The organism is Streptomyces lydicus, from assembly GCF_001729485.1.
GTDB classification, from domain to species: Bacteria; Actinomycetota; Actinomycetes; order Streptomycetales; family Streptomycetaceae; genus Streptomyces; species Streptomyces lydicus_D.
In genome coordinates, this window is sequence record NZ_CP017157.1 from 8,082,149 (window position 1) to 8,103,543 (window position 21,395).

18 protein-coding genes are annotated in these 21,395 nt (G+C 73.2%); 12 read left to right on the forward strand and 6 right to left on the reverse strand.

From position 1 onward, the window contains the following. Window positions 1-100: 100 nt before the first annotated feature. Together SL103_RS35110 and SL103_RS35115 are read right to left on the reverse strand one after the other, a co-directional pair. Window positions 101-691, reverse strand: a complete 591-nt coding sequence (locus SL103_RS35110; RefSeq protein WP_069573097.1) for a hypothetical protein — start codon at window positions 689-691, stop codon at window positions 101-103. Window positions 692-853: 162 nt separating this feature from the next. Next, on the reverse strand, window positions 854-1,564 hold the full coding sequence (locus SL103_RS35115; protein WP_069573099.1) for a bifunctional DNA primase/polymerase: 711 nt from the start codon (window positions 1,562-1,564) through the stop codon (window positions 854-856). A 696-nt stretch (window positions 1,565-2,260) separates the two neighbouring features. Here SL103_RS35115 and SL103_RS35120 point away from each other — a divergent pair. Together SL103_RS35120 and SL103_RS35125 are read left to right on the forward strand one after the other, a co-directional pair. Continuing rightward, complete coding sequence (locus SL103_RS35120) at window positions 2,261-3,790, forward strand: PP2C family protein-serine/threonine phosphatase (protein ID WP_208870012.1); 1,530 nt, start codon at window positions 2,261-2,263, stop codon at window positions 3,788-3,790. Between the two features lie 161 nt (window positions 3,791-3,951). Continuing rightward, window positions 3,952-5,418, forward strand: coding sequence for an aminopeptidase P family protein (locus SL103_RS35125; RefSeq protein ID WP_069573100.1), 1,467 nt, complete (start codon window positions 3,952-3,954; stop codon window positions 5,416-5,418). A 7-nt stretch (window positions 5,419-5,425) separates the two neighbouring features. Here the strand turns inward: SL103_RS35125 and SL103_RS35130 are convergent, their stop codons facing one another. Beyond that, window positions 5,426-6,070, reverse strand: coding sequence for a TetR/AcrR family transcriptional regulator (locus tag SL103_RS35130; protein WP_069573101.1), 645 nt, complete (start codon window positions 6,068-6,070; stop codon window positions 5,426-5,428). A gap of 352 nt (window positions 6,071-6,422) precedes the next feature. Then, window positions 6,423-6,917 carry an ATP-binding protein gene (locus SL103_RS35135; RefSeq protein ID WP_069573102.1) on the reverse strand — a complete coding sequence of 165 codons (495 nt, stop codon included), beginning with the start codon at window positions 6,915-6,917 and terminating at the stop codon, window positions 6,423-6,425. Window positions 6,918-7,164: 247 nt separating this feature from the next. Between SL103_RS35135 and SL103_RS35140 the strand changes: the two genes are divergently transcribed. The 9 genes from SL103_RS35140 to SL103_RS35180 all read left to right on the forward strand — a co-directional run bounded on the left by SL103_RS35140 (window position 7,165) and on the right by SL103_RS35180 (window position 17,534). Next, window positions 7,165-8,001 (forward strand): hypothetical protein, encoded by an 837-nt coding sequence (locus SL103_RS35140; RefSeq protein ID WP_069573103.1) that lies wholly within the window; start codon window positions 7,165-7,167, stop codon window positions 7,999-8,001. A 111-nt stretch (window positions 8,002-8,112) separates the two neighbouring features. Continuing rightward, complete coding sequence (locus tag SL103_RS35145) at window positions 8,113-8,871, forward strand: YcnI family copper-binding membrane protein (RefSeq protein ID WP_069573105.1); 759 nt, start codon at window positions 8,113-8,115, stop codon at window positions 8,869-8,871. Window positions 8,872-8,999: 128 nt separating this feature from the next. After that, entirely contained in the window at window positions 9,000-9,644 is a 645-nt protein-coding gene (locus SL103_RS35150; RefSeq protein ID WP_069573106.1) for an SCO family protein, read from the forward strand. Next, window positions 9,641-10,087: a copper chaperone PCu(A)C gene (locus SL103_RS35155; RefSeq protein ID WP_069573107.1), complete on the forward strand. Its 447-nt coding sequence runs from the start codon at window positions 9,641-9,643 to the stop codon at window positions 10,085-10,087. Before SL103_RS35150 ends, SL103_RS35155 begins: the two co-directional genes overlap by 4 nt. 70 nt (window positions 10,088-10,157) lie before the next feature. Continuing rightward, on the forward strand, window positions 10,158-12,362 hold the full coding sequence (locus tag SL103_RS35160) for a copper resistance CopC/CopD family protein (RefSeq protein WP_069573108.1): 2,205 nt from the start codon (window positions 10,158-10,160) through the stop codon (window positions 12,360-12,362). Continuing rightward, window positions 12,362-13,684, forward strand: coding sequence for an iron uptake transporter deferrochelatase/peroxidase subunit (gene efeB, locus SL103_RS35165; RefSeq protein WP_069573110.1), 1,323 nt, complete (start codon window positions 12,362-12,364; stop codon window positions 13,682-13,684). The genes SL103_RS35160 and efeB overlap by 1 nt, the downstream gene beginning before the upstream one ends. 133 nt (window positions 13,685-13,817) lie before the next feature. Further along, a complete protein-coding gene (gene pheA, locus SL103_RS35170; protein ID WP_069573111.1) occupies window positions 13,818-14,744 on the forward strand; it encodes a prephenate dehydratase in 927 nt (308 codons plus the stop codon). A 673-nt stretch (window positions 14,745-15,417) separates the two neighbouring features. Further along, window positions 15,418-16,707 (forward strand): serine--tRNA ligase, encoded by a 1,290-nt coding sequence (gene serS / locus SL103_RS35175; RefSeq protein ID WP_069573112.1) that lies wholly within the window; start codon window positions 15,418-15,420, stop codon window positions 16,705-16,707. Then, window positions 16,704-17,534 carry an HAD family hydrolase gene (locus SL103_RS35180; RefSeq protein WP_069573113.1) on the forward strand — a complete coding sequence of 277 codons (831 nt, stop codon included), beginning with the start codon at window positions 16,704-16,706 and terminating at the stop codon, window positions 17,532-17,534. Before serS ends, SL103_RS35180 begins: the two co-directional genes overlap by 4 nt. Window positions 17,535-17,836: 302 nt before the next feature. On the opposite strand, the gene SL103_RS35185 is transcribed toward SL103_RS35180, so the two are convergent. Beyond that, window positions 17,837-18,517 (reverse strand): rhomboid-like protein, encoded by a 681-nt coding sequence (locus SL103_RS35185; RefSeq protein WP_069574420.1) that lies wholly within the window; start codon window positions 18,515-18,517, stop codon window positions 17,837-17,839. A gap of 32 nt (window positions 18,518-18,549) precedes the next feature. After that, window positions 18,550-19,587, reverse strand: a complete 1,038-nt coding sequence (locus SL103_RS35190; RefSeq protein WP_069573114.1) for an Lrp/AsnC family transcriptional regulator — start codon at window positions 19,585-19,587, stop codon at window positions 18,550-18,552. A 248-nt stretch (window positions 19,588-19,835) separates the two neighbouring features. Here SL103_RS35190 and SL103_RS35195 point away from each other — a divergent pair, with 248 nt between their 5' ends. Beyond that, on the forward strand, window positions 19,836-21,392 hold the full coding sequence (locus tag SL103_RS35195) for an MFS transporter (protein ID WP_069573116.1): 1,557 nt from the start codon (window positions 19,836-19,838) through the stop codon (window positions 21,390-21,392). Window positions 21,393-21,395: the final 3 nt, after the last annotated feature.

A 21,395-nucleotide genomic window follows, 5' to 3' on the forward strand; every position in this document is an offset into this window, starting at 1 on the left:
GCCCGGTCGCTGGTGCATCCCCCGTCGCCAGCGACCGGGCGCTTCCATGCCCGGAACCGGATACTCCGGTAGGCCCCGCGAGGCCCGGCCCCGCGCACCGTCAGCGGTCCGAACCACTGGCGCCCGGCGCCGAGTTGCTGCCGGCACGCAGCAGCAGCCGCTCCCCCGCCGCATCGGCGATCTCCGCCACCGCACCGTACGCCGCCCTCCCGCCGCGCGCCGTCCGCCCGGTCGGCGTCTCGCACACGCCCGGTACGTCGGCCGCCGCCACCTCACAGTTCACCTGGACGCTCGTGCCGCCCGGCCGCAGCAGGGTCAGTACGGCGCGCAGCGGCGTGCCGGTGAGGTTGCGGTAGTACGTCCGCGCCCAGGTCCGCCCGCGCTCGACGAGCACACAGGTCTGGGCCTCGACACCCCGCGCGGAGCCCAGTTCGGGGCCGCAGCGGGTGGTGCGCCCGGAGGGGGACGGCAGGCCGGCCCCGGCGGGCGAGCCGGCGAAGTGGCCGGCCCGGACGGTGCCGCCCCGGCCGCTGGAGCGGCGGTTTTCGGACGTGCCCCGCGCGCCGTCCGGCACTCCGTACGCGGTACCGGGGGCCGCGGTGGGCGGCGCCGGCGTCCGTGCCGGGCCGGCCATCGCGGCGCCCAGCGGAACGGCGACGGCGAGCACGGCCACGGCGGCGAGCCCGGTCATGCGGAGTTTTTGCGCGCGCTGCACGAGCCCCACCTGCGATTGAGATGCCGCCGACGGCGGCTTGACGGTGGGCCGAACCTATCTGCCGACGCGGGGGCCGCCGGCCGCCCGGACACCCGTTTCCCGTAGTGGACCGGGCCGCTCACACCCGGACGGGTGAACTCAGTAGGCGAGCTTGCTGCCACCGTCCGGAGTGCTGGTGCTGGCCGTCACCAGGGCGTCGACGATCGTGGCCACCTTCGGCAGCCAGGGCGCGCCCGGACCGGAGGCCGGCGGCCGCTCCCAGCGCACCCGGCCGGCACCGATCTGGGACGGCGGCAGGACGAGGTAGCCGCCCTCGCCGTGGAAGCGCAGGGAGCTGGGCACCCAGTCCTGCGAGTGCAGCAGCTCGCCCAACTCCGGTAGCCCGTAAGGGGATACGAGCAGGGACCAGCGGGTGGGGGTGGCCACCACCGGGCCGAGGCGGACACCGAGGTGGTCCAGCGCCGCCAGGGCGCGGGCGCCGGCGACGGCGGGCAGGCTCACCGCGCAGGGCGCGCGGCCGCCGGTGGCCAGCACGACCGGGGCGTCCGGGCGATTGGTCCACCACCAACGGACCATCCGGGCATCGGTGGTGGCCGCCAGCACACCCGGGTCGAAGGGGTGCGCGCCGGGCACCACACAATCGGGGTCGGGACAACTGCACCGGGGGGCGGGCCGTTCGCCGAGGCCGAGCCGGGCGCCGGCCGGCTGCCGGCCGGCGGTCCGCAGACCCACACCGGGGAGGACGGGCCACTGCCACTCGGTGGCGCAGCGGAGCGCCGCACCGAGCAGCGCCGACCTTCCGCCGCGCCGGAACAGGAGCTTGCGTCGCCTTCCGAGGATCTCGCGCATGAGCGCTCGTTCCTTTCCGTAAACGCCGAGGGCTTCGTCCATCGCACTACAGGGCACTGCTTGCGGTCCACCGTCGTTCGCGCCGCGCCGCTTCGTGCCGGGGTGTGGCGTGTGGTGCGGCGCGCTCGGGCGACCGGGATCGGTCGTGCTTCGATCACGCCACGTGGATCTCTGGTCACCGCGTGTACAAGGCAGCGCATCACGCCGTACGCCGAGCGTGGAACATGGCGGGGGGTGGCGCGCGCATGGCGCTTGCGCTTCCGTGGTGCAGTCCCCGCCACTTGGGGGTCCGTCGCGGTTTTCGTCGTATGAGACGCCGGTGCCCGCCGGAGAGTTCCGGTGCGGCCCCAACTGGCCCCGCACCTTTCCGATTACGTACCCGCCACTGTGGTGATGACGCGCTGTCGATCGCCGCCAGTCGACCTCAAATTGACGCTCGGGGGGCTGTTTTCAGGCCAATCTACAGACCTCGTTGACACCACAAACCCCATGGGGACAATGCTGGACATCGCATCACCGGTGCGTGTACATGTGGAGGCATTGATAGCGGAGCAGCATGACATGGGGGTTTGCGATGCTATTGAGGAAATTGAGCGGCCAAACGTACCGCACAACATCACTCAACGAAATGTCACACTCCCTACCAAACTCCTTTCTGACCTGGGCTGATGCCTGGCGCGACGATAGCCGCCAGCCATGACCGCCCGGCACGTTCCGAAAGTGGCTGGAATCGAACCAGCTCTTCCCGCGCCAGCGCACACTGCCGGCCCACACGTGGCGCCGGCCCCCGCGGACCCTTCCGCCGACGCCCCGTCCGCCTCCCCTGCGGACGCCGCTCCCGGCCCCGCCGGCGCCCTTTCGCCCGACGCCGCCGCGGTCGACCAACTCGCCGCTGTCCAGGACCGGCTGGCCGGCTGGATCTCCGACCTCAGCACGCTGCACGACCTCACCGAGCAGCTCATCCGCACCCGCACCCTGCAGGACGCCCTGCATGAGCTGCTGCGCGCCGGCGCCCTGCTGGTCGGCGCGCGCCGCGGCATGGTCGTCGTCGCACCGGCCGACGGCCTGGGCCCGGAGACCACCGTCGGCCTCGGGCTCGGCCACGCGGAGATCGGGCACATCGAGACCATCCCGCGCCGCGCCCTGTCGTACGCGCGGATACTGGACGGCCTGCCGGAGCCGGGCGCCGCCGGGGACGACACCCCCGACATCGCCGAGCCCGACATCCCCGGCGAGAAGGACCTGGACCCCCGCCTGCGCGAGGTCGCGGCCCGCCTCGGCTACGCGGCCAGCTACGCCGTGCCGCTCACCGCGGCACCCATCGGCCGGACCGGCGCCGCGGTCTGGCTCTACGACGAACCGGCCGAACCCACCGAGCGCCAGCGCCACCTCGTCGGCCTCTACCGCGCGCACGCCGCCGAGCACCTCGCCCGCCTGCTCGAACTGCACCGCAGCCGGCAGGCCACCGAGACGCTGCGCGAGGAGCTGCTGCCGCACCGGCTGCCGCGGGTGTCCGGCGTACGCCTGGCGGTGCGGCACAGCACCGGCCCGCGCGGCGGCGGCGACTGGTACGACGCCCTGCCGCTGCCCGACGGCGCGCTGGGGCTGGCCGTCGGTTCGGTGACCGGCTCCGGGCCGAGCGCGGTGGCCGCCATGGGGCGGCTGCGGGCCTCGCTGCGCGCGTACGCGGTCATGGAGGGCGAGGACCCGGTCGCGGTGCTGTCGGATCTGGAGCTGCTGCTGCGGCTGACCGAGCCGGCCCGCAGCGCCACCGCACTGTTCGCCTTCACCGAGCCGCCGCCCGGTACGGAGGGCGCGCCGGGTGGGGGCTGGGGCGGTGCCGCCCTGCCGCGCAAGCTGGTGCTCGCCGGGGCCGGTCACTGCCCGCCGCTCGTCCTCGGCGACCGGCGGACCGAGTTCGTGGAGACCTCGCTGTCCGCGCCGCTGGGCATGCTGGCCTGCTGGGAGGCGCCCAGCGTGGAGATCGAGCCGGCCGGCGGCGAGACCCTGCTGCTCTACAGCGACGGGCTGCTGCACCGCACCGGCGAGCCGATGGACCGCGCCTTTGCCCGGCTGCACGCGGCCGCCGCGGGCGTGCCCAGGGCGGCCCGCCGTGACCCGGAGGCCGTGGTCGACCACATCGTGCGCACGATGCTGCCGCAGGGACTGGACGACCCGACGTCGGAGGAGGACGTGGTACTGCTGGCCGCGTACTTCGAGGAGTGACGGGAGGAACACCGTCCGGAGTGGGGCGCCGGGGCCCCTGGGGCCTGTGGAGCCCGTGAGCACAAAGGCCACAGTGCCGGAGAGGTCACACCTTCCTCCCTCTGGACCGCAATCCATCCACACATACGATGGAATGCGGTTCACTCTTAAAAGGAGGCATTGTGACCGACGAGCTCACGCCGGAGACCCCGGCCGAGGAAGAGCAGCCGATCAAACAGCGCAAGAACGGCCTGTACCCGGGCGTCTCGGATGAACTCGCGGAGAACATGAAGAGCGGCTGGGCCGACACCGAGCTGCGCGATCTGGAGCCGATCGAGCAGGCTCCGAACGCCGCCCGGCGGCGCGCCGCGCTCTCGGCCCGCTTCCCCGGCGAGCGCCTGGTGATCCCGGCGGGCAACCTCAAGGTCCGCTCCAACGACACCGAGTACTCCTTCCGCGCCTCCACGGAGTACGTGTACCTGACCGGCGACCAGACGGACGACAGCGTGCTGGTCCTGGAGCCCCGTGCCGACGCGGCGGACGGCCACGACGAGACGATCTACCGGCTGCCCCGCTCCGACCGCGAGAACGGCGAGTTCTGGCTGAACGGCATGGGCGAGCTCTGGGTGGGCCGCCGCCACAGCCTGGCCGAGTCCGCGGCGCTGCTCGGCGTCCCCTGCAAGGACGTCCGCGAGCTGGCCGGCGTCCTCAAGGAGGCCACCGGCCCGGTCCGCGTGGTGCGCGGCCACGACGCCGGCATCGAGGCCGCGCTGACCGACAAGGTCACCGCCGAGCGGGACGAGGAGCTCCGGGTCTTCCTCTCCGAGGCGCGCGCGGTCAAGGACGCGTTCGAGATCGGCGAGCTGCAGAAGGCCGTCGACTCCACGGTGCGCGGCTTCGAGGACGTGGTGAAGGTCCTCGACAAGGCCGAGGCGACGTCCGAGCGCTACATCGAGGGCACGTTCTTCCTGCGCGCCCGCGTCGAGGGCAACGACGTCGGCTACGGCTCGATCTGCGCCGCCGGCCCGCACGCCACCACCCTGCACTGGGTGCGCAACAACGGCCAGGTCCGCTCCGGCGACCTGCTGCTGCTGGACGCCGGCGTGGAGACCACCACCCTCTACACCGCGGACGTCACCCGCACCCTGCCGATCAACGGCCGCTACTCCGACCTCCAGCGCAAGATCTACGACGCGGTGTACGAGGCCCAGGAGGCGGGCATCGCGGCGGTCAAGCCGGGTGCCGCGTACCGGGACTTCCACGACGCGGCGCAGCGGGTACTCACCGAGAAGCTGGTGGAGTGGGGCCTGGTCGAGGGTCCCGTCGAGCGGGTGCTGGAGCTGGGCCTGCAGCGCCGCTGGACCCTGCACGGCACCGGCCACATGCTCGGCCTGGACGTCCACGACTGCGCCGCGGCCCGCACCGAGGCGTACGTCAACGGGACGCTGGAGCCCGGCATGGTGCTGACCGTCGAGCCCGGTCTGTACTTCCAGGCCGACGACCTGACGGTGCCTGAGGAGTACCGCGGGATCGGCGTCCGGATCGAGGACGACATCCTCGTGACGGAGGACGGCAACCGGAACATGTCGGACGGGCTGCCGCGGCGTTCGGACGAGGTCGAGGCATGGATGGCGGGGCTCACCAAGTAGCCCTCGGTCACGGGCCGGTGGCGTCGTCCACCGGCCCGTGCGCCGTTCCCGCGTACGCGCCCGCGCGGGCCGCCGCCCACACGGCGGTGGCGGTGGAATCGGCCAGTGCCGCGTCCACGGGGCGGCGCGCGATCAGGATCCGGTAGTAGAAGGGCGCGCCGAGCGCCGACATCACCTCTATCGGGTCGGTCTCCGGGGGGAGTTCGCCGCGTTCGACGGCCCGCTCCACCATCCGGCCCGCCAGCGGCAGCCGCTCCTCGAAGAACGACCGCAGCACGGCGGCCGCCTGCGGGTCGCGGGCCGCCGCGGAGACCACCGCCTCGATCAGCCGGCTTATCCGCCCCTCGCCGTAGAAGGCGGTTATCGAGTGGGCCAGTGCCCGCAGGTCGTCGGGGAGGTTTCCGTTGTCCGGCAGCGGCACGCTGCCGCTCAGATCCGTCAGCAGCTCGCAGACCAGCCCCTCCACGGAGCGCCAGCGCCGGTAGAGCGTCGCCACGTGGATTCCGGAGCGCTGCGCGACCTTCTCCATCGTGAGTGAGGCGAAGCCGCCGTCGTCCAACTCCGCGAAGACGGCGGTCAATACGGCCTGGCGGGTGCGGGCCGTTCGTCCACCGGGGCGGGTCTCGCCCGGGGCCTGGTGCGCTGTCGCCAAAACGGCTCCGTATTGCAGTGCGGGTTCTCGCCAAGTATTGTCCGAGAAAGACTAACGCGAACGACTTCGCTTTAGTCCTGGTGTGCGCCGGTCTCGTAGGGACAGGGGACGCCGCGGGGGAGGTCCTCCCACCGCGAGACCGGGCTGCCACCCCCTTCGAAGGGCGATTTCCGGACAGCCAACCAACTGCCCATGTTCGCCCGGATTGACACCTCGGCTCCGCCTGTCCACGACCGCGCGCGGTGCGGCCTCGCATCGGTCTGCGCAGCGGCGCGACGACGCGGCGCGCGCGTCCAGCCGTTCAGGAGCGGCGGTCCGCAGGAGCGGCGCCACGGGGACCTCGGGCGGGCGTTCAGGACGCCATCGGAAGGGCCGCGCCCTCGCGCCACTTGAGGATCTTGTCGAAGCTGACGACCGCGCCGGGCCGGCCGGTGCGGTTGCGGTAGCGGACGTGGTCGGTGAGCGCCTCGATCAGAAAGAGCCCCCGGCCTTCCTCCGCGTACACGGGGGCCTGCGCGGGGGTGGGCACGGGGGCCGGCGCCAGGGCGCGGTCCGCGGTATGGGGCGGGGCGGGGGGCACGGTGCCGGCCCGGAAGCCGGGGCCCGAGTCGGTGACCTCGATGCGGCACGTGTCGCCGTCGATGTAGGCCGTGACGCGGTAGTCCTCGGTGGCCGCGTCACCGCCGTGTTCGACGGCGTTGGCACAGGCTTCGGAGAGCGCCACCGACAGGTCGTAACAGATGTCCGGGTCGACGCCCGCCGTCTCCATCGTGCCCAGCAGCAGGCGACGGGCGAGCGGCACGCTGGCCGCCTCGCGCCGCAAGTGGAGTGACCACCAGATGCTCATCGCTCCAGCCTCCTGGCCGCGGCTCGACATATCGTTACCTATTGCCGTGCCTCATGGTCCGTAAGCATGTCCGGGGCGTGATACCGCTCATTCGGCGGATGCGAAGACTGAGCGCATCGGTGTACGTGAAGCGCCGCGTGTGCGCCGTCGCGCGCCGTGGCTGCCGCCCTTGACAACGCCGGAGGCGCCCCTTTTGCACCGCCCTGCCGTAAGCGGCGGGCGGGGGCAGTGGGATGATGGCGCGGCCATGTCTGCCCTGCCCGCCCCCACCGCGCGCGCCGCCGCCGATCTGCGGCTGCTGAGGGCCGCGGTCTTCACCGCGGTCTGCGTCGTGCTGTCCGCGGCCGGGCACATGATCGCGTCCTGCGCGGCGGTCCCGTTGTGGACGGTGGGTGCCGCCGCCGCGGTGGTGTTCGCGGTCGCGGCGCCGCTGGCCGGACGGGAGCGTTCGCTGCCCGGTATCGCGGCGGGCCTCGCGGCGGGCCAGTTGGCGCTGCACGCGCTGTTCGCGGTGGGCCAGCTGGCGATGACGACGGCCGGCCCGGCGCGGAGCGGCGGGCCCGGCGGGATGTCCGACGGGACCGCGGTCGCGCTCGCCCGGCACGTGACGTGCGGGCTCGGCACCGGCCGGCTGGACGCCACCGCGGCACGGCGGATCCTCGACTCCGGCGGCGGCCTCGACCGGGCCGCCACCGCCGGTTTCGTCGCACCGGGCGGGCATCCGGCGGGTGCCGCCGACCCGGCGATGACGCACGGCCTGCTGCCGTCGCTGCCCATGCTGCTGGGGCACCTGCTGGCGGCGCTCGCCGTCGGCTGGCTGCTGCGGCGGGGCGAGGCGGCGCTGTGGCGGCTGGTCCGGCTGTCGGCCCCGGCCGCGTACGAGATCGCCGTGCACACCCTCATCGGTACGGTGCGCGGCGCGCTGGTGCTGGTGCGCGCCCTGCTCATGGGCCTCGGCACGGCGCACGACCCGGCGCTCGCCGCCCCCGTTTCGTACGGGGATGACAAACCCGGCCCGGAAGACCCCGCACTCCACCACAGTGTCGTGAGGCGTGGGCCGCCCTCCCTCGCCCTCGCGGCCTGACGTCACGCGAAGCACGCTCCCCAGGAAGGGTGGTGGTTCGCGCGCCGTCGCCGCACGCGCGCCACCCACCATGTCACCCATACCTCTCTCCTTCCTGTGGAGTGTTTTTCGATGTCTGAGATCTCGAAGTCGGCCCCGTCGGTGAAGTCGGCGAAGGGCGCCCGGGTTTCGCGGCTGGCCCTCGTCGGCGGTGTCGCGGCCGGCAGCGTGCTGCTGCTCGCCGGTCCGGCCTTCGCGCACGTCAGCGTGCAGGCCCAGTCGGCGCCCAAGGGCGGCTTCGCGACCGTCAACTTCAAGGTGCCCAACGAGCGGGACGACGCCTCGACGGTGAAGCTGGAGGTCAGCCTGCCGACCGACCACCCGCTGGCGTCCGTCATGCCGCAGCCGGTGCCCGGCTGGAAGGTGTCGATCACCAAGACCAAGCTCGCCAAGCCGATCGAGATGGAGGGCGAGAAGATCAAGGAAGCGCCCTCCAAGATCACTTGGACCGCGGACGGCAAGGGCATCGAGCCCGGCCAGTTCCAGCAGTTCCCGCTCTCCGTGGGGCAGCTGCCCGAGAACGCCGACCAGCTCGTCTTCAAGGCGCTGCAGACGTACGACAACAAGGACGTCGTGCGCTGGATCGAGCCGACGAAGGAGGGCGCCCCGGAGCCGGAGAACCCGGCGCCGGTGCTCCAGCTCACCGCGGCCGAGGGCGACGGCCACGGGGCCGCCGCGGGCGACGACAAGGGCGGCGCCAAGACCACGGCGGCGGCCGCGGAGACGTCCGCCGGTGACACCACGGCGCGTGTCCTGGGCGTCGTCGGCATCGTCGTGGGCATCATCGGTGTCGGCTTCGGCTTCTTCGCCGGCCGCCGTCGCAGCGCCTGACCACCACGGGGCCGGCGCCCTCTCCGCGCCGGCCCGGCACTCCCTCCCGTCCCGGGGCTCACGACGGGTGCACCTTGCCACCCGAAGGCCCCGGACCGGGACTTCAGAACACATGGGATATATCTGCAATGCGTAGAAGGACCCTGCTCGCGTCCGCCCTCGCGACGGCCGCGGCCCTCAGCCTGACCGCCTGCGAGGGCGACGCGGACAAGCCCGCCGCCGTGGTCTCCGGCGGCACCACCGCCAAGCCGATCGTCACGCTCGACAACCCGCTGGAGAAGCCGGACCTGACCCTGACCGACTCCGACGGCAAGAAGTACGACCTGCTGGAGAAGACCAAGGGCCACCCGACGCTGATCTACTTCGGCTACACCAACTGCCCGGACGTCTGCCCGCTGACGATGGCCAACATCGCGGTGGCGGTGAAGCAGCTGCCCAAGGCCGAGCAGAAGGACCTGCGGGTGGTGTTCGTGACCTCCGACCCGGAGCGCGACACCCCGCCCGCCCTCAAGAAGTGGCTCGCCGGCATCAACAAGGACTTCGTCGGGCTGACCGGCAAGTTCGACACCATCCAGGCCGGTGCGCGCAGCGTGAACATCGGGATCGAGAAGCCGGTCAAGAAGAAGAACGGCGACGTCGTCTCCACCCATGGCGCGCAGGTCCTGCTGAGCTCCCCCAAGGACGACAAGATCCACTGGATGGGCATGCAGGAGGCGACCTCCGACAACTACACCTCCGCACTTCCGAAGATCATCAAGGGACAGAACCCGTGAACCGCCGCACCACCCTCGCCGCCGCCCTCGCCCTGACGTCCGGACTCGCCCTCGCGGGCTGCGGCGGCGGGGACACCGCCCCGAAGCTCTCGGTCAGCGGCGCGTACATGCCGAAGCCGGTCACCGACGGGATGGCCGGCGCCTTCTTCACGGTCAAGAACGACGGCGGCGCCGACAAGCTCACCTCGGTCACCAGCGACCTGGCCTCGGACGTCTCGATCCACAAGACGGTCGGCTCCAAGATGGAGCAGGTCAACTCCCTGGCGATACCGGCGAACGGCACGCTCGACCTGGTGCACGGCGGCAGTCACGTGATGTTCATGGGCCTGAAGAAGAAGCCCGCCGAGGGCGACACGGTCAGCATCGAGCTGCACTTCGCCAAGGCCGGTCCGATCACGGTGAAGGTCCCGGTCAAGGCCGCCACCTACGCCCCGAAGAAGTAGCGGGCGGCGGCACGGGAAGCACGACAGTCGACCTGACGTAACGGCCACGGCAGTCAGAGGAGCGATCACTATGGTCACCACCGGGCCACCCGCGCGACGGTCCGCCGCACTGCGGGTGCTGGTCGTCGCGGTGGCGCTGGCCGGCGCGCTGTTCGGCGGCGCCGTCCCGGCGTCCGCGCACGCCGCGCTGACCGGCAGCACGCCGGCGCAGGGTTCGGTGGTGGACCGCGCACCCGAGCAGGTGGCGCTCACCTTCTCCGAGGGCGTCGCGATGGGCGACGACTCCATCCGGGTGCTGGATCCGCACGGCAAACGGGTGGACCGCGGCAAGCTGCGCAACCTGTGCAGCGGCGCCACCGTCAAGTACGGCACGGGGCTGCCGCCGGGGCTCGGCGACGGTACGTACACCGTCGCCTGGCAGGCGGTCTCCGCCGACAGCCACCCGGTGTCCGGCGCGTTCACCTTCTCGGTGGGCGCACCCTCCAAGAGCTCCGCGGCGGTCCCCCAACAGGAGGCCGGCGGCGGGCTGGTGGGCGCGCTCTACGGCATCGCGCGCTGTCTGGCGTACGCCGGGTTCGTGCTGATGGTCGGCGGCGCCGCCTTCGTGGTGGCCTGCCGGCCGGCCGCGGCCCTCGTGCGGTCCGTGCAGCGGCTGGTCGTGCACGGCTGGGCGCTGCTGACCGGCACCACCGTCGCGATGCTGCTGCTGCGCACGCCGTACACCGGGTCCGGCGAGCTCGCCGACGTCTTCGACCTGGGCGGGCTCCAGCAGGTGCTGCTCACCAAGCCGGGCGCGGCGCTGGTGTCGCGGCTGCTGCTGCTCGCCGCCGCGGCGCTGTTCGTCGCGGTGCTCTTCGGCGCGTTCGCGCGGGCCCATGAGCCGGCCGGCGCGGGCGCGGAATCCGGCGCTGAGGGGGAGGCCGGGGCCGTCGCGGACCCCGCCGAGGAGGCCCGGCGGCGCAAGGACCTGACCTTCGGGCTCGGCATCGGCGGGGTGATCGTCGCCACCGGTCTCGCCGCGACCTGGGCGATGGCCGAACACGCCTCGACCGGGCTGCAGCCGGCCGTCGCGATGCCGGTGGACGTGCTGCATCTGCTCGCCGTCGCCGCCTGGCTCGGCGGGCTGGCGGCGCTGCTGGTGTCCCTGTACTGGGGCCCGCCGGTCGAACGGAGGGCGGTGCGCCGCTTCTCGCGGATCGCGTTCGGTTCCGTGGTGGTGCTGGCGGCCACCGGCGTCTACCAGTCCTGGCGGCAGGTCGGCACCTGGAGCGCGCTCACCGGTACCTCCTACGGGCGGCTGCTGCTGCTCAAGGTGGGGCTGGTGGCGGTCCTGGTGGGGATCGCCTGGGTGTCGCGCCGGTGGACGGCGCGGCTGGGCGAGGCACCGGCGGCCGAGAACACGGCCGCCGCGGCCGAGGCGGGTGGCACGGCTGCCGCTACGGACGCGGCGGAGGCAACGGAGGGGGAGCAGGAGGCCGGGGAGGCGGCGGAGCGGCGGTCCGCGAAGACTGTCGCGAAGGCTGCCGGGCAGGTTGTCGCGAAGGCGGCGGGGGATGTGTCCGCGGATGGCCCGGTCGCTTCGCCCACCGCCACCGCCACGGCCGCGTCCTCGGCCCCCGACCCGGCCCCGGACCCTGAGGCGGACCCCGAGGCGGCCCCGGGGACATCTCCGGAAGCCGACCCCGAACCCACCCCCGACCCTGCCCGGGCCGCCCAACTCGCCCGTCAGCAGGCCGCGTTGCGCACCGCCCGTACCAAGCGGCTGCGGGACGCGGACCCGGAGCGGCTGGGGCTGCGGCGGTCCGTGCTCGCCGAGGCGTCGGTCGCCGTCGTCCTGCTGGTGGTGACGACGGTGCTGACGGCCACCGAGCCGGCCCGTACGGAGGCGGCGGTCCAGGCAGCTTCGGGCGGGCAGTCCACCGCGTCCAACCAGCCGCAGGTGCTGACCGTCCCCTTCGACACCGGCGGCCCGCACGGCAAGGGCACCGCCCGCGTCGACCTCGACCCCGGGCGCAGCGGCAACGCCAACGAGCTGCGGCTGCGGCTCTCCGACCCGTCGGGCAAGGCCATGGACGTCCCCGAGGTGAAGATCTCCTTCACCCAGAAGGCCAAGAAGCTCGGGCCGCTGCCGGTCGTCCCCCGGCACACCGGTACGGGCCACTGGCGCGCGAGCGGCGTCCAGCTGCCGGTGCCCGGGCAGTGGCAGCTCTCGCTGCTCGTACGGACCTCCGACATCGACCAGGTGACCGAGATCAGGAACGTGAAGATCGGCTGATGAGCAAGCGAACCGAGCAGGCGGCGGGCCCCCGGACCGCCGGCCCCGAGACCACCGGCGCCACGCCGGCCACCCCGCAGACCTCCCTGGAGCTCTCCCGCCGCCGGCTGCTCGGCACCGTCGGCGCGGCGGGCGCGGCCGGGCTGGTCGTCGGCGGGGCCGGGGCCGCGATCGGCGTCTCCGCCACCGAGCCCGAGCAGGACGCCGCGAAGTCCGTCACCACGATCGGCTCGACCGAGGTGGCGTTCCGCCCGGCGCGCGCCCGGCACCAGGCGGGGATCACCACCCCGCTGCAGGCCACCGGGCACCTCGTCGCCTTCGACCTGGCGCCCGGGGCCGGCCGCAAGGAGGCCGCCGCGCTGCTGCGCCGCTGGTCGCGGACGGCCGAGGAGCTGATGGCCGGCCGCGCCCCGGCCGCCGACACCGGGGTCGCGCTGGACGCCGGCCCGTCCTCGCTGACCGTCACCTTCGGCTTCGGCCACAGCTTCTTCGGCCGTACCGGCCTGACGGCGCGCCGTCCGGTGCAGCTCGACCCGTTGCCGGACTTCTCCGCCGACGCGCTGGACCCCAAGCGGAGCAACGGTGACCTGTGGGTGCAGATCGGCGCGGACGACGCGCTGGTCGCCTTCCACGCGCTGCGGGCGCTGCAGAAGGACGCCGCCGACAGCGCCCGGCTGCGCTGGCAGATGAACGGCTTCAACCGCACCCCGGGCGCCACCGCGCGCCCGATGACCGCCCGCAACCTGATGGGCCAGCTCGACGGCACCAACAACCCCAAGCCGTCCGACAAGGACTTCGACGAGCGGATCTTCGTGGGGCGGGACGCCGGGCAGGAGTGGATGCGCGGCGGCTCGTACGCGGTCGTCCGCCGGATCCGGATGCTGCTGGACGACTGGGAGAAGCGTTCCCGGCACGAACAGGAGCGGGTCATCGGGCGCCGCAAGGACGACGGGGCGCCGCTGACCGGCGGCTCGGAGACCACCCCGATGCGGCTGGACGCGACCGGACCGGACGGGCTGCCGGTGATCCCGTCCAACGCGCACGCCCGGATCGCCGCCCCGGAGTCCAACCAGGGCGCGGCGATGCTGCGCCGGCCGTTCTCCTTCCACGACGGCTACCGCGAGGACGGCGCCCCGGACGCCGGGCTGCTGTTCGTCTGCTGGCAGGCCGATCCGCTGCGCGCCTTCACCCAGGTCCAGCGGAAGCTGGACCGCGGGGACGCCCTGTCGCCGTTCCTGCGGCACGAGGCGAGCGGCCTGTTCGCGGTGCCGCCGGCCGCGGAGCCCGGCGGCTACGTGGGCCGGCCGCTGCTGGAGGGCTAGCCGGTCGACCCGGGACCCGGGCCGGTCCGGCCCTCGGAAGTCCCGCCCGGCGGCCGGGGGCGCTGGGTATCGTGGCAGGGCAGGGAGTAGATCGGCGGGGTGCCCCCGCAGTTACGCGAGGGAGTGCTCAACGATGTCGGCCAGCCGCTATACGTATCTCGGCCCCGCGGGCACGTTCACCGAGGCCGCGCTGCGCAGCCTGCCCGAGGCGGCGACCCGCGAGCTGGTGCCGATGGTGTCGGTGCCGGCGGCGCTGGACGCGGTGCGCGCCGGTGACGCCGCCGCGGCTCTGGTGCCGATCGAGAACTCCGTCGAGGGCGGGGTCACCACCACCCTCGACGAACTCGCCGCCGGCGAGCCGCTGATGATCTACCGCGAGGTGCTGCTGCCGATCGCCTTCGCGCTGCTGGTACGCCCCGGCACGGCGCTCGACGACGTCAAGACGGTGACCGGCCACCCGGTCGCGCAGCCGCAGGTGCGCAAGTGGCTGGCGGCCCAACTCCCGGAGGCGGTGTGGGAGTCGGCGGCCTCGAACGCCGACGGTGCGCGGCTGGTGCAGGAGGGCCGTTACGACGGCGCCTTCGCGGGTGAGTTCGCGGCGACGACGTACGGCCTGACGCCGCTGGTCACCGACATCCACGACGCGGAGAACGCGGCCACCCGCTTCGTCCTGGTGGGCCGCCCGGCCCGGCCGGCGGCGCCCACCGGCGCGGACAAGACCTCGGTCGTGCTGTGGCTGGCCGAGGACCACCCGGGTGCGCTGCTGGAGCTGCTGCAGGAGTACGCGGTCCGGGGCGTCAGCATGATGCGGATCGAGTCCCGGCCGACCGGTGAGGGCATCGGCCGCTACTGCTTCTCGGTGGACTGCGAGGGGCACGTCACCGACCGCCGGGTCAGCGAGGTGCTGATGGGCCTCAAGCGGGTCTGCCGGGACGTGCGGTTCCTGGGTTCGTATCCGCGGGCGGACGAGATGACGCCGACCGTGCGGCGGGAGATGTCGGACACCGCGTTCACCGAGGCGTCGGACTGGCTGGCGCGCTGCCTGGACGGGCGTCGCTGAGCCGTCCCGGCGCGCTCGCGTCCGGGCCCGACCTGCGGCTTCCGGAGCGGGTGTGAGTTGTCCACAAAGTTATCCACAGGCTCGGTTCTCGACCTGTGGGTAAGTCGACACAAGAGTCGGACACAGTCGACATATCGCCCTACTGACACCACACCCATCCACATCACTCCACAGCGCCCAGCCTCGGGCACCGTCAGCACAATTCGCGCGATCAATCCTTTAGAGCGAGGCAATCCCACACGAAAGAGTGTGTGAACGGGGTTTGGACAGAGAATCCATAGTGGACCATTTCGGGAGCGGAATGATCAACTCCGACTTCCACAGATCTCACACACAGCCTGTGGATAAGAATCCGGAAACCCTCGCCCCCTGTGGACAACCAGGGGAGGTCCGGGGAAAACCAGCGGCCCAACTCCCGCTCTCCCCATAGTGGATCACCCGGCGCCCGCCCCCGCGAAAGCCCCATCGCGGACATCCGGAATTCCGTTCCGCGCACCCCGCCCCCTCCCTCCCCCTCCACTTCTCCCGCTATCCGCCGCGCCACTTCCCGGCCTCTCGACACCCTCTTCACACACCCTGCCGCACCACGGGATAAATCGCGCAAAACGGGCAAAGCGATTTGCCGGGGAATATCGCGTCGAGGGGCGGGGTGCGGCCCCGGTAGCCTGGGGGTGTGATTGACCTTCGCCTGCTCCGTGAGGACCCCGACCGTGTGCGCGCGTCCCAGCGCGTCCGTGGAGAGGACGTCGACCTCGTCGACGCGCTTCTCTCCGCCGACGAGCGGCGCAGGTCGTCCAGCGTCCGCTTCGACGAGCTGCGTGCCGAGCAGAAGTCGCTCGGCAAGCTCATCCCCAAGGCCGCCGGCGACGAGAAGGCCGAGCTGCTGAAGAAGGCCGGCGAGCTCGCCGCGGCCGTCAAGGCCGCCGACGCCGCCCAGGACGAGGCCAAGGAAGAGACCCAGCAGCTGCTGCTGAAGCTCGGCAACCTCGTCCACCCCGACGTCCCCGTCGGCGGTGAGGAGGACTTCCGGGTCCTGGAGACGCACGGCACGATCCGCGACTTCGGCACCGAGGGCTTCGAGCCCAAGGACCACCTGGAGATCGGCCAGGCTCTCGGCGCCATCGACGTGGAGCGAGCCGCCAAGGTCTCCGGCTCGCGGTTCTACTACCTGACGGGCGTCGGCGCGCTGCTGGAGCTCGCCCTCGTCAACGCGGCCATCGCCCAGGCCACCGAGGCCGGCTTCGTGCCGATGCTGACGCCCGCGCTGGTGCGTCCGCACGCCATGGAGGGCACCGGCTTCCTCGGCCAGGCCGCCGAGAACGTCTACCACCTGGAGAAGGACGACTACTACCTGGTCGGCACCTCCGAGGTCCCGCTCGCCGCGTACCACATGGACGAGATCGTCGACGCGAGCCAGCTGCCGCTGCGCTACGCCGGTTTCTCCCCGTGCTTCCGCCGCGAGGCCGGCACGTACGGCAAGGACACCCGTGGCATCTTCCGGGTCCACCAGTTCGACAAGGTCGAGATGTTCTCGTACGTCGCGCCGGAGGACGCGCAGGCCGAGCACCAGCGGCTGCTCGACTGGGAGAAGCAGTGGCTGACCGGTCTGGAGCTGCCGTTCCAGGTGATCGACGTCGCCACCGGTGACCTCGGCGCCTCGGCCTCCCGCAAGTTCGACTGCGAGGCGTGGATCCCCACCCAGGGCAAGTACCGCGAGCTGACCTCGGCCTCGAACTGCGACGAGTTCCAGGCCCGCCGGCTGTCGGTCCGGATGCGCGAATCCGTCGACGGCAAGCAGAAGGTGCGGCCGCTCGCGACGCTCAACGGCACGCTCTGCGCCGTCCCGCGCACGATCGTGGCGATCTTCGAGAACCACCAGCAGGCGGACGGCTCCGTGCGCGTCCCCGAGGTGCTCCGCCCCTACCTGGGCGGACGGGAGATCCTGGAGCCCCTCGCCAAGTGAGCGCACCAGCTCCGGCGGCCGTCCCGCCGCTGCCGTACACGCTCATCGCGACGGATCTCGACGGCACGCTGCTGCGTCCGGACGACACCGTCTCCGAGCGCACCCGTCAGGCGCTCGCCGCGGCCACCGCGGCGGGCGCGGCGCACATCGTCGTCACCGGCCGTGCGGTGCCCTGGACCCGGCACATCCTCGACGCCCTCGACTACGAGGGCCTCGCGGTGTGCGGCCAGGGCGGGCAGGTCTACCACGCCGGTGAGCACCGCCTCCTGACGTCGGTGACGCTCGACCGCCAGCTGGCCGGGCTCGCGCTGTCCAAGATCGAGGCGGAGGTCGGCCCGCTGTTCCTGGCGGCGAGCCGGGACGGCCTGGAGGGCGAGGTGCTGGTCGGCCCCGGCTACCGGGTCCAGGAGGGCCCGCTGCCGAACGTCATGATCGACGACCCCGGCGAGCTGTGGGCGGCCCCGCTCAACAAGGTCTACCTCCAGCACCCGACGCTCGACGACGACGCGCTGGCGCTCGCCGCGCGCCAGGTGGCCGGGGATCTGGTGGGCGTGACGGTGGCCGGTGAGGGCATCGTCGAACTGCTGCCGCTGGGCCTGACGAAGGCCACTGGCCTGTCGCTGGCCGCCCGCCGCCTGGGGCTGACCGCGAAGCAGACGGTGGCGTTCGGCGACATGCCCAACGACATCCCGATGTTCGCCTGGGCCGCCCACGGCGTGGCCATGGCCAACGCCCACGACGAGCTGAAGGCCGTCGCGGACGAGGTCACCGCCTCCAACGAGGACGACGGCATCGCGACCGTCCTGGAGCGCCTGTACGGCCTGTGAGGCGAGCCGGGGGCACCCGCGGCGGGGCGGACCGACTCCGCCCCGGCGGCGGGACCCGACTCCGCCTCGGCCACCCCCGTCGCACGGCGGCCGGCGTCCCGGGCGGGCGCGGGCGCAGTACGGGTGCCCGGTACCGGGTGCCCACCACGGGAATACCCGTCCCCCGCCCCCACGTTGTGGCCCCGCAGGGGGGCCTCCCGCCCCCTACGGGATCTGTTCGCCCCGGCCCTAGGGCCCCCGCCCCCGCCCGCACCCCCTCGGCCCCGCCCTCAGCCTTCCCTCCGGTCCGTGCGCGAGTTCCGCTACGGCTCGCTCTCGGCTTCCTCGTCCGCTGTTCCGGCGGTGGCGGCCGGGGTCAGGGGCCAGGCGGCGAAGCCCATGGTCAGTGCGATGGCGTGGCCGAAGTCGGTGAAGGTCGCGCCGGTCGTCAGGGGGATGCCGAAGAAGACCAGCACCGCGACGAGGTAGCCGTAGCGCCAGGGCGGCAGCAGCCGGTAGGTCAGCAGGCCGGCGGCCGCGGCCAGGCCGTAGGAGACGCCGATGTCCACGACATGGGTCATCGAGCGCGGCAGCCGGTGGCCCTCGATGGCCAGCAGCACCAGTTCCTGGCTGGCCAGGGTGGCGGCGATGTGCGCGCCGCCGACGGTCAGCAGCCAGCGCCAGGTCCCCACCCAACGCTCCACGTTGGCGTGCAGCAGCTCGAACATCACCACGTAGAGCAGGAACGACGCGGGGCGTTCGATCCAGAAGCCGCTGATGAGCAGCGACGGCAGCGGATGCTCGTTCAGTTCGTGGATGTTGCTGCTGGTGCGGTGGACGAGGAACTGCTCCAGCCCCTCGGAGGCGGAGGCGATCACCAGGCTGGTGACGCCGATGACCAGCAGCCAGATGTGGGTACCGGGCGTCGAACGCACCCAGTCGCGCGCCCAGATCAGCGGGTTGCGGCCGGACCACCAGGGCTGTCCGCGGCGCGGCGGCTCCATCAGGGAGCCCGGCGCCGGGACCGGCCGGGGGCTCACCGGCGCCGTCCCGGGCCGGCCGGAGCGGTGACGGTCAGCGGTCCCGGCCCCTTGACCTGGCGGATGCGGGGCGCGCTCTCCATCGTCCGGACGCCGGGCAGCGCCGCGACGCGGGTCGTCAGATAGGTGTAGAGGGCGCCGACGTCCCGGCACAGCACGGACGCGAAGAGGTTGTTCGGCCCGGTGGTGGCGCCGGCGAAGGCGACCTCGGGGTGGGCCGCCAACGCCTCGCCGGTGGCGGCGAGTTCGGCCGGTGCGACGGACAGCCACAGGGCGACCATCACGCCGTATCCGTACTGCCGCAGGTCGTAGTCGATGTCGTAGTACAGCGTCCCGGACGCGCGCAGTTCGACGAGGCGGCGGCGGACGGTGGTGGGCGACCAGCCGGTGACGGCGGCGAGTTCGGCCAGCGGCGTGCGGCCGTCACGGGCGAGCGCGTCGAAGAGCCGGCGATCGGCGTCGCCGAGCCGCACCGGTAGCGCGAACGGCTCCGCTTCCGGGTCCCGTGGCGGCGGGTTCAGCCGGGCGATCTCCTCGTCGGTCAGCGCGCCGGACTTGCTGATGATGCCGCGCGGGCCGCCGTAGAACTCGTGCAGCAGGCAGTGCGCGGTGACGCCGACGACGCTCGGGGTGCGCGGCAGCTTCTGCAGCAGCAGGGCGTCGCTGTGCTCGCTGCTGGCCGCGCGGCAGACCGCGGTGATCTCGGTGCCGCCGGACATCAGGCTGACCCAGGAGGTGTCCGAGCGGCGCGCCAGTGCCTCGGCGACGGGCACCGCGGCCTCCGGTGTGCACTGCACCCGGACCATCCATTCGACCTCGCCCAGCGCCCGGGCTTCGGCCAGTCCCAGCACCTTGAGCGTGCCGTTGGTGCGGAGCCGGCTGTAGCGCCGGGCGACGGTCTGGTCGGAGACGCCGAGCACGGCCGCGATGCTGCTGAACGACGCCCGGCCGTCGAGCTGCAGCGCGTGGGCGAGCCGGCGGTCGAGCGCGTCGAAGCCGTCGCCGGCGCTGGCGGCCTTCGCGTCGGTTTTCACCGTTCGAGGCTAGCGCGTGTCGGATTGCGCCGCCGGGAGTCAGTTGGCTGGGACGCGCCCGGCCGGGCAACGGACGGTGGGGGCCACACCCCACGGCACCCGCCGCCCGACGGCGGCCGCCGTGGCCTTTGCGCGCGGTCGCGGTGTCGCGGCCCGCGATTCCGCACTTCCGCGTCTCCGCGGTCCCTCGGCCCCACGGTGCCCGGGACGGCGGACGGGCGCGACACGACAACGGAGGACACCTGGTCATGCAGAGCGCAACCGGGACGGCGGCAGGACGAACGGGCGGGAAGTGGTGGCCCCTGGTCGCCGTGACGCTCGGGAACTTCCTGCTGCTGGTCGATGTGACGATCGTGAACACCGCGCTGCCCCGGATAGCCGACGGGCTGCACGCGTCCTTCACCTCGCTCCAGTGGGTGATGGACATCTACGCGCTGGCGCTGGCCGCGCTGCTGATGGTCGCGGGCTCGGCGGCGGACCTCTTCGGGCGGCGCCGGCTCTACGTGGCCGGGCTGACGCTGTTCGCGCTCGCCTCGCTGGCCTGCGGACTGGCCCCGGACGCGGGCCTGCTGGTCGCGGCGCGGGCCGTCCAAGGCGTGGGCGCGGCGGCGATGTTCGCCACCAACACCCCGCTGCTGATGGCCGCTTACCAGGGCCGGGACCGCGGTGTGGCGTTCGGCGTCTGGGGCGGCACCAGTGGCGCCGCGGCCGCGATCGGCCCCGTACTGGGCGGCGTGCTCACCGAGTACGCGGACTGGCGGGCGATCTTCCTGGTCAATCTGCCGCTGACCGCGGTCGCGGTGTGGATCACGCTGCGCTGGGTCGGCGAGTCGCACGGCGACGGCGCGCACCCTCGGACGGACCCCGGCAGGGGGAGCGCCGCCGCCCGCATCGACTGGCCCGGCGCCGCGGCGTTCACGGCCTGTGCGGGCGCGCTGACGTACGGGCTGATGCGCGGCGGCGAACGGGGCTGGACCGAGCGCGGCACGCTCGTCGCGCTGGGGGGCGCCGCGCTCGCGCTGCTGGTGTTCCTCGTCGTGGAGCGGCGGGTGCGCCGGCCGCTGCTCGATCTGGGGCTGCTGCGCCGGCCGTCGTTCGCGGCGCTGATGGCGGCGGCGCTGCTGCTGCAGGCGGCGGCGTTCCCGTACCTGACGTTCGTCGGGCTGTGGGTGCAGAACGTCCTCGGGCTGAGCCCGGTGCAGGCGGGTCTGGCCGTCACGCCGATGGCGCTGACGTCGCTGCTGGTCGGCGCGCTGGGCGGCCGGTACCTCCAGCGGGCGGCTCCGCAACTCCCGGTCGGGATCGGCCTGTTGTTGGTGGGTGCCGGTGCGCTGCTGCAGTACGCGCTGCTCGGCGCCGGCTCGGGCTGGGCGGCGCTGGTGCCCGGGCTCGCGGTGAGCGGGCTGGGCATCGGGACGGCGATGCCGGTGCTGGTCTCGGCGGCGCTCGGCGCGGCGCCCCCGCAGCGGGCCGGCATGGCGAGCGGTGCGGTGAACACCTTCCGGCAGCTGGGCTATGCGCTGGGCATCGCCCTCCTCGGCACGGTCTTCGCCGACGCGCTGCACGGTCTCGGGCCCGGCACGTCCCGCGCGGCGGTCGGTGCGGCCTACGTCACCGGGCTGACGCACATCATGCTGATCTCCGGTGTGGTGGCGCTGGCGGCGGGGCTGCTGGTGCTGGCGGTCGTCCGGCGTGGCGGCGACGCGGGCGGTGCGGGGCACGGCGGGAGCGGCGGCCGCGGTACGGGGGCGGACGGCGGCGCGGAGGCCGCGCCGGCCCGGGCGGGGGCGTCGGCGGGGGTGTAGTCC

What these genes read in the sequence shown, in the direction of transcription:
- SL103_RS35110 (WP_069573097.1), bottom strand. Translation starts at nt 691, where the DNA reads ATGACCGGGCTCGCCGCCGTGGCCGTGCTCGCCGTCGCCGTTCCGCTG.
- SL103_RS35115 (WP_069573099.1), bottom strand. Translation starts at nt 1,564, where the DNA reads ATGCGCGAGATCCTCGGAAGGCGACGCAAGCTCCTGTTCCGGCGCGGC.
- SL103_RS35120 (WP_208870012.1), top strand. Translation starts at nt 2,261, where the DNA reads ATGACCGCCCGGCACGTTCCGAAAGTGGCTGGAATCGAACCAGCTCTT.
- SL103_RS35135 (WP_069573102.1), bottom strand. Translation starts at nt 6,917, where the DNA reads ATGAGCATCTGGTGGTCACTCCACTTGCGGCGCGAGGCGGCCAGCGTG.
- SL103_RS35140 (WP_069573103.1), top strand. Translation starts at nt 7,165, where the DNA reads ATGTCTGCCCTGCCCGCCCCCACCGCGCGCGCCGCCGCCGATCTGCGG.
- SL103_RS35145 (WP_069573105.1), top strand. Translation starts at nt 8,113, where the DNA reads ATGTCTGAGATCTCGAAGTCGGCCCCGTCGGTGAAGTCGGCGAAGGGC.
- SL103_RS35150 (WP_069573106.1), top strand. Translation starts at nt 9,000, where the DNA reads ATGCGTAGAAGGACCCTGCTCGCGTCCGCCCTCGCGACGGCCGCGGCC.
- SL103_RS35160 (WP_069573108.1), top strand. Translation starts at nt 10,158, where the DNA reads ATGGTCACCACCGGGCCACCCGCGCGACGGTCCGCCGCACTGCGGGTG.
- efeB (WP_069573110.1), top strand. Translation starts at nt 12,362, where the DNA reads ATGAGCAAGCGAACCGAGCAGGCGGCGGGCCCCCGGACCGCCGGCCCC.
- pheA (WP_069573111.1), top strand. Translation starts at nt 13,818, where the DNA reads ATGTCGGCCAGCCGCTATACGTATCTCGGCCCCGCGGGCACGTTCACC.
- SL103_RS35185 (WP_069574420.1), bottom strand. Translation starts at nt 18,517, where the DNA reads ATGGAGCCGCCGCGCCGCGGACAGCCCTGGTGGTCCGGCCGCAACCCG.
- SL103_RS35195 (WP_069573116.1), top strand. Translation starts at nt 19,836, where the DNA reads ATGCAGAGCGCAACCGGGACGGCGGCAGGACGAACGGGCGGGAAGTGG.